The sequence below is a fragment of the Arthrobacter russicus genome, assembly GCF_031454135.1.
Lineage (GTDB): Bacteria > Actinomycetota > Actinomycetes > Actinomycetales > Micrococcaceae > Renibacterium > Renibacterium russicum.
In genome coordinates, this window is the sequence record NZ_JAVDQF010000001.1 from 699167 (window position 1) to 717075 (window position 17909).

General features: G+C 65.0%; 13 protein-coding genes. 1 reads left to right on the forward strand and 12 read right to left on the reverse strand.

Going from position 1 to position 17909, the window contains the following annotated elements; translation table 11 throughout:
• Positions 1-85: 85 nt before the first annotated feature.
• Together JOE69_RS03315 and JOE69_RS03320 are read right to left on the reverse strand one after the other, a co-directional pair.
• Positions 86-1123, reverse strand: coding sequence for an MraY family glycosyltransferase (locus JOE69_RS03315; protein ID WP_309796069.1), 1038 nt, complete (start codon positions 1121-1123; stop codon positions 86-88).
• A complete protein-coding gene (locus tag JOE69_RS03320) occupies positions 1123-2955 on the reverse strand; it encodes a nucleoside-diphosphate sugar epimerase/dehydratase (protein WP_296363652.1) in 1833 nt (610 codons plus the stop codon). Before JOE69_RS03320 ends, JOE69_RS03315 begins: the two co-directional genes overlap by 1 nt.
• A gap of 143 nt (positions 2956-3098) precedes the next feature.
• Between JOE69_RS03320 and JOE69_RS03325 the strand changes: the two genes are divergently transcribed.
• Complete coding sequence (locus JOE69_RS03325) at positions 3099-4043, forward strand: NAD-dependent epimerase/dehydratase family protein (RefSeq protein ID WP_309796072.1); 945 nt, start codon at positions 3099-3101, stop codon at positions 4041-4043.
• 92 nt (positions 4044-4135) lie between these two features.
• Here JOE69_RS03325 and JOE69_RS03330 read toward each other — a convergent pair whose 3' ends face one another.
• From JOE69_RS03330 to argS, 10 genes are all read right to left on the reverse strand, one after another.
• Complete coding sequence (locus tag JOE69_RS03330) at positions 4136-5944, reverse strand: glycosyltransferase (RefSeq protein ID WP_309796074.1); 1809 nt, start codon at positions 5942-5944, stop codon at positions 4136-4138.
• Positions 5941-6849 carry an L-threonylcarbamoyladenylate synthase gene (locus JOE69_RS03335; protein ID WP_309796076.1) on the reverse strand — a complete coding sequence of 303 codons (909 nt, stop codon included), beginning with the start codon at positions 6847-6849 and terminating at the stop codon, positions 5941-5943. Before JOE69_RS03335 ends, JOE69_RS03330 begins: the two co-directional genes overlap by 4 nt.
• A 12-nt stretch (positions 6850-6861) precedes the next feature.
• Positions 6862-7758, reverse strand: coding sequence for a peptide chain release factor N(5)-glutamine methyltransferase (gene prmC / locus JOE69_RS03340; protein ID WP_309796078.1), 897 nt, complete (start codon positions 7756-7758; stop codon positions 6862-6864).
• Positions 7759-7770: 12 nt separating this feature from the next.
• Positions 7771-8853, reverse strand: a complete 1083-nt coding sequence (gene prfA, locus JOE69_RS03345) for a peptide chain release factor 1 (protein WP_296363657.1) — start codon at positions 8851-8853, stop codon at positions 7771-7773.
• 116 nt (positions 8854-8969) lie between these two features.
• Positions 8970-11087 carry a transcription termination factor Rho gene (gene rho / locus JOE69_RS03350; protein ID WP_309796082.1) on the reverse strand — a complete coding sequence of 706 codons (2118 nt, stop codon included), beginning with the start codon at positions 11085-11087 and terminating at the stop codon, positions 8970-8972.
• Positions 11088-11388: 301 nt separating this feature from the next.
• Positions 11389-12324, reverse strand: coding sequence for a homoserine kinase (gene thrB / locus JOE69_RS03355; RefSeq protein ID WP_309796084.1), 936 nt, complete (start codon positions 12322-12324; stop codon positions 11389-11391).
• A gap of 1 nt (position 12325) precedes the next feature.
• Positions 12326-13414 (reverse strand): threonine synthase, encoded by a 1089-nt coding sequence (gene thrC / locus JOE69_RS03360; RefSeq protein WP_309796087.1) that lies wholly within the window; start codon positions 13412-13414, stop codon positions 12326-12328.
• Between the two features lie 8 nt (positions 13415-13422).
• Entirely contained in the window at positions 13423-14775 is a 1353-nt protein-coding gene (locus JOE69_RS03365; RefSeq protein WP_309796091.1) for a homoserine dehydrogenase, read from the reverse strand.
• Between the two features lie 4 nt (positions 14776-14779).
• Positions 14780-16210 carry a diaminopimelate decarboxylase gene (gene lysA, locus JOE69_RS03370; RefSeq protein WP_309796093.1) on the reverse strand — a complete coding sequence of 477 codons (1431 nt, stop codon included), beginning with the start codon at positions 16208-16210 and terminating at the stop codon, positions 14780-14782.
• Between the two features lie 2 nt (positions 16211-16212).
• Entirely contained in the window at positions 16213-17862 is a 1650-nt protein-coding gene (gene argS, locus JOE69_RS03375; protein ID WP_296363663.1) for an arginine--tRNA ligase, read from the reverse strand.
• Positions 17863-17909: the final 47 nt, after the last annotated feature.

Sequence of the window (17909 nt, forward strand, 5' to 3'; positions counted from 1 at the left end):
GGTCTGGAAGCCAGCGAAACAGAGCACGGCACACTGTCGTTACCGCGAAATAAATTCTACACGAGATAGAACAGTGCTTGTGACGCTACTGTGCCAGGCCTGAGACCCGGGAATTCCGGCGTCGGATCAGGCGCTGGAAAATCGTCGGCGTGCGCAAATACAACAACACGACCAGAATGCACAGTACCGCCGCGATCAACAAACCCACCGGGCCGTTGGCCACCGCGAAAATGCCGAGCAGACTGGTCAGGACCGTGGCCGAGGTGACCACTGCTGCAGCTTGGAGATGGCTCAGTCCGACGATCACCAATCGCTGGTAGGCGTGCTGCCGGTGCGCGACGTACCAACGCTCTCCGGCGGCTATCCGCCGGAGCAGCGTGACGAAGGCGTCGGCCAAGTAGATCAGGACTGGCGCGAACAGATACTCGACCGGGACGCCGGCCAAAAACGCCGCCACTGCGGTGATCGCGATCGACGCGCCGAGCAGATACGATCCGACATCGCCCAAAAACACCGGCTTGCCACTCAGGTTCCAGGGCAGGAACCCGGCGAACCCGGCCGCGATCACGGCACCGGCGATCACCAGCCAGTGAATATCGGTCAACGCTCCGGCAATCGCATAGGCCAAACCCACCACCAAGCCGTGCAGACCGGAAATCCCGTTGATCCCGTCCATGAAGTTGGCCACGTTGATGTACGCCGCGACGGCCACCGCCCCGGCCGGCGTCCACCAATAGCCGATGCCGCCGGCCAGCCAGGCCAGCACTGCGGTGCCGGCAGCGCCCACGGCCAGATGGCAGAGCGCCCGGGTCACCACACGCAAGCCGCGGAGGTCTTCGATCCAACCCACCAACGACGCCGCGAGCAGCACCACCAGAATGGTCAACAGAATCGCCTTCTGCGTGGCGCTCAGCGGCGCGAACAAAGCCACGAACAATGCCAGGACCACCGCGGAAAGCACCGAGATGCCCATACCCCGGATGGTCGGCTCGCTGTGCGAGGAGCGGTCGGAGGGCATGTCCAAGACCGCCATCCGGCGCAGCCACGGCTTGAAGGCCAAGGGCAGCAAAAGGCTGGCCAACAACGCGGTTGCGGCACAGAGTGACACGAAAGCCCAGGGCATCAGGCCCCCTTGGCCAGCGGGTCATCGTCGGCGATACTGCTTTCCAAATCGATCACCGGCCCGCCCGCTTCGTCCAGGCAGCGTTGCCGCCAGGCCCGGTACTCCAGCAAGGCGGGGTCCAAGGTCTTCGCCGATGTGTGCGAAATCTTCGGGTGCAGCGGCCGGGCATCCACTTCGAGATAACCCACCAGTTCCTCATGGAGTTTCTCCCCGGGCCGCAAACCGGTGAACACGATCTCGATGTCTTTGCCGGAGGTGGCAATCATCTGCCTGGCCACATCGAGGATCCGGACCGGCTCCCCCATGTCCAGGAGCATCACTTCGCCCCCGGTGCCGATCGCCCCGGCCTGGATGACCAATTGGCAGGCTTCCGGAATGGTCATGAAGAACCTCGTCGCATCCGGATGGGTGACCGTGATCGGACCGCCATTGCGGATCTGCTGGCTGAACAGCGGCAGCATCGAGCCGCGGCTGCCCAGGACGTTGCCGAATCGGACCGAAACGTAGGTCTTCCCGGTCTGCTGCGCCATCCAAGCGGTCAGTTTCTCCGCCACCCGCTTCGAGTGCCCCAACGCCGTCGTCGGGTTGGCTGCCTTGTCGGTGGAAATGTTGACCAGGGTGTCCACTCCGGCGTCGCGGGCTGCGCGGAGCACATTCAGAGTGCCGATGACATTGGTCTTCCAGGCCTCTTCCGGGTACTGCTGGAGCAGCGGTGCGTGCTTGAGCGCCGCAGCATGGAACACCACTTGCGGGGCCCGTTCGTTGAAAATCTCTTTGAGCGCGTGCTCATCGCGGATATCGGCCAAAATCGTGTCCCGGCCGTTGAGCAGGCCGTGCCCGGAGATGCTCAGTTGGGTGGCTTGCAAGCCGGACTCGTCTCGGTCCAGCATCATCAATTCAGAGGGTGCGAAGGCGGTCAATTGCCGGCACAGTTCGGAACCGATCGACCCCCCGGCGCCGGTGACCAGAACCCGTTTCCCGGTCACGTACCCGGCGATCCGCTCCACCTCGATGTCGACCGGGCGGCGCCCGATCAGGTCTTCCACCGCGATGTCCCGGAAGTCCGCGAATCCGCCCTCGAGCATTTTCTTCAGTGGCGGCAGCACCAAGACCCGGACCCGCAGCCCGGATACCGCATCGGAGATCTCCCGGACCTTCCCGGACTCGACGTCGGCAAAAGCCAGCACCAGCACTTTGGCATGGGTGCGCCGCACGATCTCCGGCAAGTCCTCGCCACGGCCCAGCACCGACACCGACGAAAGGTGCAGGTGCTTCTTCGCCGGGTCGTCGTCGATCAAACCGACCGGGAAGAACGGGGAGTGCGGGTCTTGCAACATCCGGTTGACCAGGGAATTCCCGAGGAATCCGGCACCATAGACCAAAGTTCGCTGCGCCGCTTCGTCGGGGCGCGGCTTGCCTTCAACGTAAAGCCGTTTGAGATAGCGGATCGCCGCCATGAACATGCAGGCGAACGGAAAGGCGATGGCGCCGATGCTACGGCCGATTCCAGTCTGGTTGATGAACACGAACAGGAAAATCGACGTGGTGACCGCCACGATCAGCGTCACCACGACCAGGAGCCGGGCTTCCTGGAAGCTGCCGAAGCTGTACCGTCCGCGGTACAGCGAGAACGAATATCCGGCCACGATCTGGGTCAGCACCGCCACGGCCATGACGCTCAGTGCGGCCAACCAGGAGATCCGGCTGACATCGAGTTCATAACGCAGAAGCAGCGCCAGCAGAATCGCCACGATCCAGCTGAACGCGTCCAGGAAATATTGGGACCACAGCCACAATCGGGGCTTGGGCTCAGTTTCCTTACCTTCTGACAATGGCCTACCTTGCTTCGTCGTGGAGCTCAACTACGGTGAATCAGCGCCGCATTCCATGATGCGTGCACTCTTGACAGCTTAGCTTGGCTACAGTGGGACTGCCCGGTTTTGCGATCGTACACGCCCTAAGGAGGCTCGGAACCGTGAAGATTCTACTGACCGGAGCCACCGGATTCGTCGGACGCGAAGTTGTTTCGGCGCTTCAGGCCCAGGGCCACCAAGTCGTTGCCGCAGTACGCTCGACCGCTGCGTTGCCGCCCGGGGTCGAACAACGGGTGGTCGGTGATATCAGCGGCCCAGTCGCCTGGGCGGAAGCCCTCGACGGGATCGACACGGTGCTCCACCTGGCCGCCCGGGTCCATCAGATGAACGACTCGGCAGTGGACCCGCTGGCGAGCTTCCGGGCCGTGAACACCGAGCCGACTGCCCGCTTGGCCCAGGCTGCGGAAGCTGCCGGCGTCAAACGTTTCGTCTTCTTGAGTTCGATCAAGGTCAATGGCGAGTCGACTCCACTGAACCCTTCGCAGCCGTTTTCAGTTGATTCGGCGCCGGCTCCAGCCGACCCCTACGGCAGCTCGAAGTTCGAGGCCGAAGCAGCTCTGGCGGCCATCAGCGCCTCCGGTGCGATGAAAATCGCCACGGTGCGATCACCGATGGTTTACGGCCCCGAGGGGAGGGGCAATGTGCAGCGGCTCTCGAATTTGGCCCGCAAAGGGTTTCCGGTGCCGTTCGGCTCGATTCGGAATCGGCGGACCATGATCGCGGTCCAGAATCTCGCAGACTTGCTGGTGGCCCTTTGCCCGGCGGCACCGGACACTCCCCCGTATTCGCTGGTGCTGGCCGGGGATGCGCACAGCCCGTCCACGGCGGAACTCTATCGGGAACTGGCCGACGCCCTCGGCGTGCCGGCCCGGATACTGCCGTTCCCAGTGGCTCTGCTGCGCTTGGCCGGCCGGTTGACCGGCCGTGCTGCGGAGATCGCCCGGTTGACCGAATCCCTGGAAATCCGGGTCGGCAGCACCGACCCGGATTTCGACTGGACGCCGCCGTTGAGTTTCCACGAGGGCATCGCCCGCATGGCACGCTGATTCCTGCGCCCGTCCGATTCAAGGTTTCACTGGGCAGGGACGTCTGAGTCCACTGAAACTGCTGATTGGACGAGCCGGCAAGGGGACGGAGCTCAGCGTTTGCTGGTGAATGCGGCCCGGTAACCGGTGCGTCGGATCCCGGTCGGGACCAGCCGGTAGCCGCACCTGACCGCTACGTTGCGCAGCCATTGCGCGGATGAGATGTAACCGGCCCGGCGCAATCTGCCCTGCAAGCGGAACTCCGCGGCGAGCAGGCCCAAACCACCACGACGCCGGTAGGCTCCTTCGCTGACCCGGTAGCGGACCAGCGCCTCCGGAACGTTGGCGGCCTTCGCGCCGCTGCGCAGCATCCGCAGCCACAACCAGAAATCCTCGATCTTGAGCAGGTCGCCGTAACCGCCGACCGCGAGCACGCGGCTTTTGCGGTAGACCACCGAAGGGTGGTGGAACGGACTGCGGAATCCGGAATTGGCGGCGAGCGCGGCTTGGTCGGTGACTATCGGCCGGTATGCGAGCGGCTGCGAATCGTCGTCGCCGATCTCTTCGATCGCGGAGCCGACAATGTCGTACCCGGCTTCCAGGTACGGAACCTGGACCTCGAACCGGCGCGGCAGGGAGACGTCGTCGGCATCCATTCTGGCCACGATGTCGTAGCGGCACTCGAGCAAGCCGGCGTCCAACGCCCCGGCCAGGCCCAGGGCCTGCGGCAGTCGCAGGACCCGGACCTTTCCAGCTGCCTGTTGCTCTGCAGCGAGCAGGATCTTTTCGATCCCGGGCGGGACTGCGCCGTCTTGCACGATCACGATTTCGGCCGGCTTGCGCGTCTGCTGATCGGAGACCGAAGCCAGCGCCCGTCGGAACAGCTCCGGATCGTCACCGGCGTAGACCGGCAGCAAGACGGAGAAATCCTGCGCTTCGGCGACTGCGGCACTGGCCGGCAATTGGCGGCCGAGCTTCCACTCCGGAAGCCGGTGGATTCCGGCCAAAGCCGTATCGTTGTCCCGCGGCGCCGTGCGCAAACCATCGCGGAGACCGCGCAGACCTGCGCGGAGCACCACGCGCTTCCGGGAACTCCGGGAAACCATCAAAGCCCAGCGCCGGATCGTGGAGGCCCCATAGAGGAGCTTCTCGCCGCCGCGCAATGCCCTGGACCGGCTGAACAGCCAAAGCTTGTTCCGGACTTCGAAATAGAACCGTTCCCCGACGTCCACGGTATTCGAATCGAAGACTTTGGTGTGATGGCTGACTGCCGACTTCTGGCTGGCCAGACCGAAGCTCTCCCGGACCAACCGGGTGCTGAATTCGAAGTCGTCGTTCCAGAGGAAGTAGTCGACGATCGGCAAACCGTTTTCCCGGATCGCCTCGGCATCGATGAAAAGCGAGACGAAGGAGGCCGAACGAACCGGACGGGCAGCGGACTTCGCGGCAGCGGCCAGTTCCGAGGCAGTCGCACCGGGCTTGGTGCGCGGCGTGTTCATCGGATGGTCCCGGCCATCGGTCCAGAGCACCCGGCTGGCGATGAGCGCCGGCTTCGCCCCGGACGGGTACTGTGCCCAGAGCCGCAGGGCCTCGCTGAGCGTATCCGCGTGCGGCTCCGTGTCGTCGTCCATGATCCAGACCAGATCCGGATCATGGTTGGCCAGGGCGTGCGCCATGCCCACGGCGAAACCACCGGCCCCTCCGGTGTTGCTGGACAGTTCGACCAGCTCGTAGTCGAAGGGCAGCTGCAGCGCACGGAGCCATTCGACCGCCCCGTCGGTGGACGCGTTGTCCACGACGACCAAAGCATCCGGCAATCGATCAGCGGACAGCAAACCGGCGACGGCCTTGGTCAGCAGCTCTTTTCGGTTGTAGCTGACCAACACCGCCACGGTCCGGCAGACTGGACCGGCTCCGGTCATGCGTCCGGCTTCGATGCGCGCTCCGGCTCGGCCGCAGCGGCCCCCGCCGCTGGTGCCACGGGCCCTGCGTCCGGAGCCGGCTCTGCGTCCTTGGTTGCCGCAACCATGGGCTCGGCATCCGCGACCGGTTCCGCTGGCTCGACCGGTTCCGCATCCGTGACTGGTTCCGCTGGCTCGACGACGGCGGCATCTGGGACTTCCGCGGGCTCCGGGTTCCCCTCCGGAACCGGATCCGCGGCTTCCTCCCCGACGTCGAGCACCGAGGGCACTATCGAGCGCAGCCGCTCGATGCTGATCGCACCCGAGCGCACGACTTTGAGCCGCTCGCCGGTGGCATCGACGATCGTCGAGGGCAGACTCGCTTCGGCACCGGCCGGCCGGTCGCCTTCACCGAGATAGACCTCCACCGCTTCGCCGAGCTGTTCCCGGGCCTCGGCCACGCTCCGACCGGTCGGTTGCCCGGTCCGGTTGGCCGAAGAGACCGCCAGCGGTCCGGTCAGGGTCAGCAGGTCCAAAGCGAGTTCGTCGTCCGGCATGCGCAATGCCACCGTGCCGAAAGCGTCGCCGAGGTCCCAGTCCAAGGACGGCTGGGCATGGAAAATAATAGTCAGTCCGCCCGGCCAGAATGCCTCTGCGAGCTTCCTCGCATCATCGGTGATGTCCACCGCCAGCCCGTCCATGGTTTGCACCCGTTGGATCAGCACCGGCGGCGGCATGGAGCGGCCGCGGCCTTTCGCCGCCAACAGGGTGGCCACCGCGACCGGGGAAAACGCATCGGCGGCAATGCCGTAAACGGTATCCGTAGGCAGCACGATGGTCTGCTTTTGCGCAATGGCTTTTTTGGCGTGCGCCAGCCCTTCGGCTCGCTGGGACGCTATGCTGCAGTCGTAGACAACGGTACTCACTGGGTTATTCTTTCATTTCTTGCTCGGCGAGGCCGCATCGGCCAAGTATCCACTGGTGGCGCGCGCTTTGCCGGCCAAGTCGCGATGGCTCGAAACTCCGGTGAACCCGCTCTGCCGGAACCGTCCGAGCATCGCTGCAGCCTGGACTTCGGCGTGTTCCATCACGAAATAACCGCCGGGCCGGAGCAGCCTGGCCGCACTGCGCAACGCGGCCGAAGGCAGCAACATCCCATCACCGCCGCCGCCGTAGAGCGCGAGCTCGGGATCATGCTCGGCCACTTCGGGCTCGTTCGGCACCGCATCATCCGGGATGTACGGCGGATTGCTCACCACGACGTCGGCCTGTCCATCCAGGTCGTCGAAAGCGGTGCGCAAATCGCCCAGACGCAAGCTGACTCGGTCCCCGTAATCGCGCAGATTCCGGCTCGCCCAGGCATGCGCCAGCTCCGAGAGTTCCACCGCATAGACCCGCGAATGCGGCACTTCAGCAGCAATCGAAGCCGCCAGAGCACCCGATCCGGTGCCCAAGTCGATCGCCACCGGACGGTCGGTTCCAGCTGCCGGACCGGTCAGCAGGTAGTCGATCACCAACTGCGCGACGCCTTCGGTTTCCGGTCGCGGAATGAACACTCCGGGGCCGACGGCGAGTTCCAGACGGCGGAAGTGCGCCACTCCGGTCAAGTGCTGCAGCGGAATGCGCCGGGCCCGCTCGGCGACCAGATCGGCGAACCCGTCCGGCACCCCGGCGCCCAGCAAAGCAGCTACCCGCAGCTCGCCCAACCCGATTCCGAGCAGGTGCGCGGCGAGCAGCTCGGCATCGGCCCGCGGCGAAGGCACGCCTGCGGCGGTAAGCTCGGCAGCGGCAGCGCGCAATGCCGCGGCGAGGTCGGCCGGATCATCATTCAGCACGGCGGGACCGGGCTAGTCGGAGCTGCCGGACAACGCATCGAGCCGGGACTGTTCGTCCATTTCGATCGCCGATTGGATCACCGGCTCCAGGTCTCCGTTCATCACGGCGTCCAGGTTGTACGCCTTGTACCCGGTGCGGTGATCGGCAATCCGGTTTTCCGGGAAATTGTAGGTCCGGATCCGTTCCGAGCGGTCCATGGTGCGGATCTGCGACTTCCGGGCCGCCGAGTTTTCCGCGTCGATCTGCTCTTGCTGATGGGCCAGGATCCGCGCGCGGAGCACGCGCATGCCGGCTTCCCGGTTCTGCAACTGGGACTTTTCGTTTTGCATCGCCACCACGATTCCAGTGGGCAAGTGGGTGATCCGGACCGCAGAGTCGGTGGTGTTGACCGACTGCCCGCCCGGGCCCGACGACCGGTAAACGTCGATCTTCAAATCGTTTTGGCTGATTTCCACTTCTTCCGGTTCGTCGACTTCCGGGAAAACCAGGACCCCAGCGGCCGAGGTATGGATCCGGCCCTGCGATTCGGTCACCGGAACCCGCTGCACCCGGTGCACGCCGCCTTCGAATTTGAGCGAAGCGAACACGCCTTCAGCCGGATCGTTGGAACGGCCTTTGACCGCGATCTGGATGTCTTTGTAGCCGCCCAGGTCGGATTCAGTGGCCGAAATGACCTCGATTTTCCAGCCCTTCGATTCGGCATAACGGCTGTACATCCGGACCAGGTCCGCAGCGAACAGCGCCGATTCGTCGCCGCCTTCACCGGCCTTCACTTCGAGGATCACATCGCGCCCGTCATCCGGGTCACGCGGGATCAACAGCCGGCGCAGTTTCTCCTGTGCCTGGGTCAGTTGCTCTTCCAGAACCGGGACTTCGGCCGCGAACTCCGAGTCCTCAGCCGCCATTTCGCGGGCTGCGGAAAGGTCGTCGGACAGCTGCTGCACTTGGTGGTGGCCCTCGACGATATTGCTCAGTTCGGCGTAACGGCGGCCGAGTTTGCGGGCCAGCGACTGGTCCGCATGGACGGCCGGGTCGCTGAGCTTGAGCTGCAATTCGGCATGCTCATCCAACAGGCCCTGTATTGACTCGAACATTGTGTACTACCTTTCGCAAAACCTGTTTTGACGAACAAAAAAAACCGTTGGGGAGGCAGTTCACGGTCGGTGTCGCTCCGAAAAGCCCGTGACCTGCCGCCCCAACGGTGGCGAAGCTATTTGTCGTCGTCCGACTTCGCGCCGAGCGTCGTCTTCTGCACCTGCATCAGGAACTCCACGTTGCTCTGCGTTTCACGCAGCTTCGAGGTGAGCAGTTCAAGCGACTGCTGCTGCTCCAAGCCGGAAAGCACCCGGCGCAGCTTCCACATGATCCGGACTTCCTCCGGGGAGAGCAGATTCTCCTCGCGGCGGGTTCCGGAGCTGTTGACGTCGACCGCCGGGAAGATCCGCTTGTCCGCAAGGTTCCGGGACAGGCGCAATTCCATGTTGCCGGTGCCCTTGAACTCTTCGAAGATGACTTCGTCGGCTTTGGAACCGGTTTCCACCAGCGCGGTGGCCAGGATGGTCAACGAACCGCCGTTTTCGATGTTCCGTGCCGCACCGAAGAACCGCTTCGGCGGGTACAGCGCCGCCGAGTCGACACCACCGGAGAGGATCCGGCCCGACGACGGGGCGGAGTTGTTGTAGGCACGGCCCAAACGGGTCATCGAGTCCAGCAGGACCACCACGTCCATGCCCATTTCGACCAGGCGTTTGGCCCGCTCGATGGACAGCTCGGCGACCTGCGTGTGGTCGTCGGCCGGACGGTCGAAGGTCGAAGCGATGACTTCGCCCTTCACGGTCCGCTGCATATCGGTGACTTCTTCGGGGCGTTCGTCCACCAAGACCATCATCAAATGCACTTCGGGGTTGTTGATCGTGATCGCATTGGCGATCGCCTGCAAGATCAAAGTCTTGCCGGCCTTGGGCGGCGAAACGATCAAGCCGCGCTGGCCTTTGCCGATCGGCGCCACCAAGTCGATGACGCGCGGTCCGATGATCTTCGGATCGGTTTCCAAGCGCAGCCGCTCGGAGGGGTAGAGCGGAACCAGCTTGGCGAAATCCACCCGGTCCTTGAGCTCTTCCGGCGATTTGCCGTTGACACTGGTGATCCGCACCAGGGCATTGAACTTCTGCCGCTGGTTCTGCTGGTTGCGGTCTTCGCCTTCCCGCGGGGCCCGGATCGCACCGACCACGGCATCGCCCTTGCGCAGGTTGTACTTCTTGACCTGGGACAGCGAAACGTACACGTCGTTGGAGCCTGGGAGGTACCCGGAGGTGCGCACGAAGGCGTAGTTCTCCAGGACGTCCAAGATGCCGGCTACCGGCAACAGCACATCGTCTTCGGTCACCTCGACGTCGTCGACCTCGGGGCCCTGGTTGCGATTGCGACGGCGGTCGTTGCGATCCCGGAACCGGTCATTGCGGTCGTTGCGGTCGTTCCGGTCATTGCGGCCGTTGCGCGAGTTTCCGCTGTTGCGGTCATTGCGGGAATTCCCGGCGTCGCGGTCGTTTCCGCTATTGCGATCGTTGCGGGCATTGTTGTTGCCTGCGCCGTCGTTGTCGTTGGCCTCATTGCGGTTGCGGTTGCGGCGACGCTCGTTCCGGTTGTTCCGGTCGTTGCGGTTGTTGCCGTCTTCGTCGTTGTCCCGCCGGTTGTTCTGGCCGTTGTTGCCCTGGCCCTCCTGGCGCTGGCGGCCCTCGTTGCGGGTTTGGCCCGAGTCCCGGTTCGCCTGATCCGCAGCGGCATCCGAGCGCGGCTCGGAGCTTTCCTCGCTCTGCGGTGCGTTCTCCGCAGCAGCAGTCCCGGAATCGTCGGCGCGGCGGTTCCGGCCGCGCTGACGGCGCGAGCCATTCTCGTTGCCCCCGTTCGCCGGCTTGTCCTCGACCGGGGCCGAATCCGACGCAGCCTGGCTCGGGTCCGTTGCGCCGGCCGTTTCGGCGGCCACTACCCCGTCGCTGGCAGCACGGCGGCTGCGTCCGCGTCGGGCCGGGGCGGCATCGGTTTTCGGAGCTTCAGCTGCCGGAGCAGCACCGTTCGACGCGGTTTCAGCCGGCTCATTCCGACTCTGCGTCTTCCGGTCGGCCACTGACGAACCGCGCTGATGCGCCGAGATCGCCGCGACCAGGTCGCCTTTGCGCATCCGCGAACCGCCGGTGATGCCCAGTTGGCCGGCGAGCGCCTGCAGTTGTGCCAGCTTCAGTCCGGCAAGTCCATTTGATTTCGCCGGAGCCTCAGATGAGGCAGATTCGGCATTGTCCACGCCTGAATTCAGGCTGGTGGTTTCTGTCACGAAGGATCCTTCCCCCTCGATACCGATCCCATGGCGTCCATGGGATCGCATTGATTGGTCTCAATCCGCAGGCTGTCCGGTTCGACTGAACCGGTTCCGGCATCTTGATTGGTAGCAACAGCACACGACGGCGCTGGCGCTAGTAGGTGAAACGACTCCCACGGACATACGCGTTCCGAGCCTGAGGTCTGCCACAAAATTACTTGTTATGGGGAAAAGCCTCGAGCGTGACGGTTCCGCAGCTCCGGGAAGTTTTGCATCTCAAGTGGCTAACCGACAATAGCGGTCCCATTCGGGCAGGCTATGACTGCCGATGCAAGATCATTTTAGCACCTTCGATGTCGATTTCGAGTTCTTGGACGCGCCACGCCGCGTCGGCAGCCAATTGCCGGGACTTTTCCACTTGGTCCGGGCCTTCCGCCAAGACCAGGACGGTGGGCCCGGCGCCGGAAATCACCGCGGCCAGGCCGGCACCGCGCCACAGTTCCAGCAGTTGCGCACTGGACGCCATCGCCTGCGCCCGGTATTCCTGGTGCAGGTAATCCTCGGTGCCGGCGAAAAGGTATTCCGGGGCAGCGGTCATCGCGTGGACCAAAAGCGCGGTCCGTCCCGAGTTCGCCGCTGCGCTCTGGTGCGAAATCGACGAAGGCAGCATCGCCCGGGCGGTTTCGGTCGACAATTCGGTTTCCGGAACCGCGATCACCGGACGGATCGAAGGGTCGACCGCGAGCTTGGCGCTGCGATAACCCGCGTCGTCGTGCCAGGAGACTGCCAATCCGCCGAACAGTGCCGGAGCCACATTGTCGGGGTGCCCTTCGAGCTCCGAAGCGAACTGGAAGACCCAGTCCGAATCCGGGCGCTCGGCTTCCGGGAGCAAGGCCGTGGCCGCGAGCAGCGCCGCGACGATGGCGGCTGCCGAGGAACCCAGTCCCCTGCCGTGCGGAATCACGTTGTCGGCTTCGATCCGCAAACCGGCCCGGTCGAATCCGAGCTTCGCCAGAGCCGCATCGATGGTGCGCACAGTCAAGTGCGAGGCATCGCGGGGCAGGGAGTCCGCTCCCTCGCCGCCCAGCACGAACTCCAGTTCGTCCGAAGCCAAGGTCAGCACGGTCAACGTGTCGTGCAGCCGGAGGGCCAGGCCCAAGGAATCGAACCCGGGTCCCAGATTCGCACTGGTCGCGGGGACGTGCACGGTGACGCTCTGCCCGGCGGCCAGCAACGGCCGTTTCTGGCTCATTTCAGTCTTCCAGACCCAGTTCGCGGGCCACACTGACCACGTCGAACTCGACTTTGCGCGGTTCAACCGGGCTGCCGTCCGGGTTCTGCAGCGCCCACTCCGGATCCTTCAAGCCGTGTCCGGTGACGGTGACCACGATGCTCTGCCCCGGGGCCAGCTCGCCGGCCCGGAACTTCTTCAGGATCCCGGCGGCCCCGGCTGCCGAGGCGGGTTCGACGAAAACCCCTTCCTTCGCGGAAAGCCAACGGTGCGCTTCCAGGATCTCGGCATCGGTGACCGCCTCGATCACGCCCTGCGATTCGTCTCTGGCCGCCACGGCCTGTTCCCACGACGCCGGATTGCCGATCCGGATCGCGGTCGCCAAAGTCTCCGGTTCGGTGATCGGGTGTCCGGCGACGATCGGCGCGGACCCGGCAGCTTGGAATCCCCACATTTTCGGCAGCTTCGAGGCCAGCGCGGGCTGGCCTTGGAACGGCTCCGCATACTCCCGGTAGCCTTTCCAATACGCCGTGATGTTGCCGGCGTTGCCCACCGGCAGGGCATGGATGTCCGGCGCATCGCCCAAGACGTCGACCACTTCGAAAGCACCGGTCTTCTGGCCTTCGATCCGGGCCGGATTGACCGAGTTCACCAAGAACACCGGGTAAGCGTCGGCGAGCTTGCGCGCCACCTCGAGGCAGTTGTCGAAATTGCCGTCGACCTGGAGCAGCGTGGCGCCGTGCGCGACCGCTTGGCTGAGTTTGCCCATCGCGATCTTGCCGGCCGGAACCAGCACCGCGCAGGTCAGCCCGGCCGCGGTGGCATAAGCCGCCGCGGATGCCGAAGTGTTCCCGGTCGAAGCACAGACCACGGCTTTCGCTCCGGCTTCCACCGCGGCGGTGATCGCCATGGTCATCCCCCGGTCTTTGAAGCTGCCGGTGGGGTTCATGCCCTCCACTTTGATCTGGATCCGGCAACCGGTCAGCTCCGACAACGCCCGCGCGGGGACGAGCGGCGTGCCGCCCTCGCCCAGGGTGATCACCCGGGTGGTTTCGGAAACCGGCAAACGTTCGGCGTATTCGCGGATCACTCCGCGCCATTGCTGGGCCATATCTGTCCTCAGACTCCTTCTACCCTCAGGACCGAGGTCACCGAAGTGATCACGTCCAGATCTCGGATTTGGGCCACCGTGGCGGCGAGTGCGGATTCGATTGCGCGGTGCGTCACGATGCGCAATTCGGCATAGCGCGCGGTGCTGCCGGTTGCCTCGGCTGCCGGGTGGATGGTCTGCCGCATGGTCTCGATCGAGACGCCGTGCGCCGCGAAGATCTGGGCGACTTTGGCGAGCACCCCCGGCTGGTCTGCGACCTCGAGGCCGATGCTGTAGCTCGTCTGCACCGCGTCGATGCCCAAAGCAGGAACTGAGCCTTTCGTGGTTTCGGTCCGGCCCGGACCGCCCAACACGATCCGCCGGGCGGCCGAGACCAGGTCGCCCAGGACTGCCGAAGCCGTGGCCAGCCCGCCGGCGCCCTGCCCGTAGAACATCAGTTCGCCGGCATATTCCGCTTCGACGAAAACCGCATTGAACGCCCCGCGCACCGAAGCCAGCGGATGTTCCCGCGGCAACAACGTCGGATGCACCCGGACGTTCACGCCGGCCTGGCCCGCGCCGTCGAGCTCGACTTTTTCCGCGATGGCCAGCAGTTTGATCACCAGCCCCGAGGCGCGGGCCGCCTCGATATCCGCTGCGCTGATCGTCCGGATCCCCTCACAATGCACGTTCTCCAGGGCAAACCGGGTATGGAAGGACAACGAAGCCAGAATCGCGGCTTTGGCCGCGGCATCGTGTCCGTCGACGTCGGCGGTCGGGTCCGCCTCGGCATAACCCAGCCGCTGCGCCTCGGCCAGGGCCGATTCGAAATCCGCGCCGGTGGAGTCCATCTGGTCCAAGATGTAGTTCGTGGTGCCGTTGACGATGCCGAGCACCCGGGTGATCTTATCGCCGGCCAGGCTGTCCCGGATCGGTCGCAGGATCGGGATCGCGCCGGCCACTGCGGCCTCATAGGAGAGCTGCACTCCGGTGGCGTCCGCGAGTTCGTACAGTGCCGGACCCTCGGCGGCCAGCAGGGCCTTGTTCCCACTCACCACCGATGCGCCGTGCTCGAGCGCCGATCGGATCAGTTCCCGGGCCGGCTCGATTCCGCCGAGCAGCTCGATCACCAGATCCGCCGAGCGGACCAGGGCCCGGGCGTCATCGGTGAACAAAGCCGCGGGGATTGCGGGGTCCCGGGCCAGTTCCAGATCGCGTACCGCGATGCCGATCAGTTCCAACCGGGCGCCGGTCCGGGCCGCCAACGAGTCGGCATCGCGCAACAGGATGCGGGCCACTTGGCTGCCGACGTTGCCGCAACCCAACAATGCGACTTTGAGCGTGTCCGGGTTCGGGCTGGTGGCGCTATTTAACTCAGTCAAGAAATCAGGCTCCTGGATCGCGGGACAACAAATCTTCTTCGGTCTCGGCCCGGACGATCACCCGTGCCGCACCGTCCCGGACGGCGACCACGGCAGGCCGGGGCAGGTAGTTGTAGTTGCTCGCCAGAACCCAGCAATAGGCACCGGTCGCCGGCACCGCCAACAGGTCTCCGGCCCGGACATCTCCTGGCAGGTAGGCGTCCCGGACCACGATGTCGCCGGACTCGCAATGTTTGCCCACCACCCGGGAAAGCACCGGGGCGGCAGAGCTGGCCCGGTTCGCCAGGACCGCGGAATAGTCGGCGTCGTAAAGCACCGGCCTCGGGTTGTCGCTCATTCCGCCGTCCACCGAAAGGTAACGGCGTTCGGCCGGACCGGCCGCACCGTCCACGACGACGGTCTTGACCGTGCCCACCCGATAAAGCGTGAAGGTGCTCGGCCCGACGATCGCACGGCCGGGCTCGATCGAAATCCGCGGTGCCGGCAAGGCCAGCCGGGTGCATTCTTCGGCCACCACGGCAGCCATCTCGCGGGCGATTTCCGCGGTGGGCCGCGGGTTATCGGCTTCGGTGTAGGCGATTCCGTATCCGCCGCCCAGATCCAATTCGCCAAGTTCGACCCCGTGCCGGGACTTCATTTTCGCGCTGAAGCCGAGCAGCCGTTGCGCCGCGACCGCGAACCCTTCGGACTCGAAGATCTGCGAACCGATGTGGCAGTGGATGCCGAGCAGCTCGATGTGTTCGGCGGCGGTTGCCGCCAGCACCGCTTGTTCGGCTGGGCTGGGCCCGTCCGATCCAGCCAGCGAGAGGCCGAATTTCTGATCCTCATGCGCGGTGGCGATGAACTCGTGGGTGTGCGCATGGACCCCGGGGGTCAAGCGCAACATCACTTTGGCGATCCGGCCCGAAGCCGCGGCGATCGATTCGATCCGCTGGATTTCCGGCAGCGAATCCGCCACGATCCGGCCGACGCCGAGGTCCAACGCACGCCGGATCTCCGCATCGGATTTGTTGTTGCCGTGCAGACCCAGCTTCACTCCCGGCACCCCGGCCCGCTGCGCCACGAGCAGCTCGCCGCCGGAACAGGTGTCCAACCGCAGTCCCTCGTCCATCACCCAACGCGCGACCTCGGTGCAGAGAAAGGATTTGCCCGCGTAGTAGACGTCCACGCCGCCGCCGAGCTCGGCGAACGCCTCGTCGAAGGCGTTCCGGAACTCTCGGGCGCGCCGCCGGAAGTCCGCTTCGGACAGCACGAACAGCGGCGAACCGAATTCCTCGGCGAGTTGCTGGACACTGAGCCCGTCGATCGCCAATTCGCCTGCCGGATGCCTGACCACGTCGTGCGCCCACTCCTGCGCCCGCAGCGCATTCGGGTCGACCGGCAAACTCAACCAGTCCGGGGCCAGAGGCGACGGACCTGAGGTCGGAGAAAGCACTGCTACATCCTTTCGGGGGCGCTGACGCCGAGCAGATCCAGGCCATTGGCCAAGACCTGCCCGGTAGCGTCATTGAGCCAAAGCCGGGTCCGGTTCAACGCCGTCACCGGATCGCCCGACAACGGAGTCACCCGGCAAGCGTCGTACCAGCGGTGATAAGCGCCCGCGATGACCTCCAGATGCCGGGCGATGCGGTGCGGTTCGCGGAATTTCGCGGCTTCGGCGACCACTGAGGGGAAGGCACCCAGCTGGGCCAGCAGATTGGACTCGGTCGGATGGACCAGGGCCGCGGCGTCGAATTCGCTCCGGTCCACGCCCGCTGCCTCCGCATTCCGGTCCACCGCTTTGGTCCGGGCATGGGCGTATTGCACGTAGAACACCGGATTGTCGTTGGTGGCTTTCTGCAGCTGTTCCGGTTCCAAAGCGAGCGGCGAGTTGGCCGGCGAACGGCCGAGCGAATAGCGCAATGCATCGGCACCGAGCCAATTGAGCAAATCCCGGAGTTCGACGATGTTGCCGGCCCGCTTGGACAACCGCGCGCCGTTGACCGAGACCATCTGGCCGATCAGGACTTCGATATTGCGTTCCGGGTCGTCGCCGGCGCAGGCGGCGATCGCCTTGAGCCGACCGATGTAACCATGGTGGTCAGCGCCGAGGAGGTAGATCTTCTCCACGAATCCGCGGTCTTTTTTGGACAGGTAATATGCGGCATCGGCCGCGAAATAGGTGGGCTCGCCATTCGCCCGGATCAGCACCCGGTCCTTGTCGTCGGTGAAATCCGTGGTGCGCAACCAGATCGCGCCGTCCTGGTCGAAGACATGGCCTTGTTCCCGAAGCCGTTCCACGGCTTGCCCGACCGCGCCGCCGCTGTGCAGTTCCTGTTCCGAGAAGAACACGTCGAAGTGCACACCGAAATCGTTCAGGGTCTCCTTGATGTCGGCGAGCTGCGCCGCGTAAGCCGCCGCCCGCACCACCGGCAATGCGGCCTCATCGGTTAGCTCCCGAACCGCGGGATGGTCTTTGAGCACCTGCTGCGCCAACTCCGAGATGTATGCCCCGGGGTAACCGCCTTCCGGGGTCGGCTCGCCTTTGATCGCGGCCAGCACCGAGGCACCGAAATTGTTCATCTGCGAACCGGCGTCGTTGATGTAATATTCGCTGGTCACCGTGGCGCCGCTGGCCTTGAGCAGCCGCGCGATCGAATCGCCCACCGCCGCCCAGCGGGTATGCGCCAAGTGCAACGGCCCGGTCGGATTGGCCGAGACGAATTCGACGTTCACCACATGGCCGGCCAGCACCTGGTTCTCGCCGTAGTGCGCCCCGGCTTCGACGATGTTCTTGGCCAGGGCGCCGGCGGCCGCCGCGTCCAGGGTGATGTTCAGGAACCCCGGGCCGGCAATCTGCACCTGGGCGATCCCGCTGATCGCTTCGATCCGGGCTTTGAGCAGTTCCGCGACGGCCCGCGGATTGAGTCCGGCTGGTTTGGCCAGCTGCAAGGCGATATTCGTGGCCCAATCGCCGTGTTCCCGATTCTTCGGTCGCTCCACCCGCACCTCGGCGGGCACCGCCTCGGTCGGAACCGCAAGCTCGCCGGCTTCGACGGCGGCCTGCAAAGAGGCGGTCAGGGCAACGGAAAGTTCGTCAGGAGTCACCGTCCAAGCATAGTTGGAAGGACTGGCAGCCCCCAATGTGACAAAAC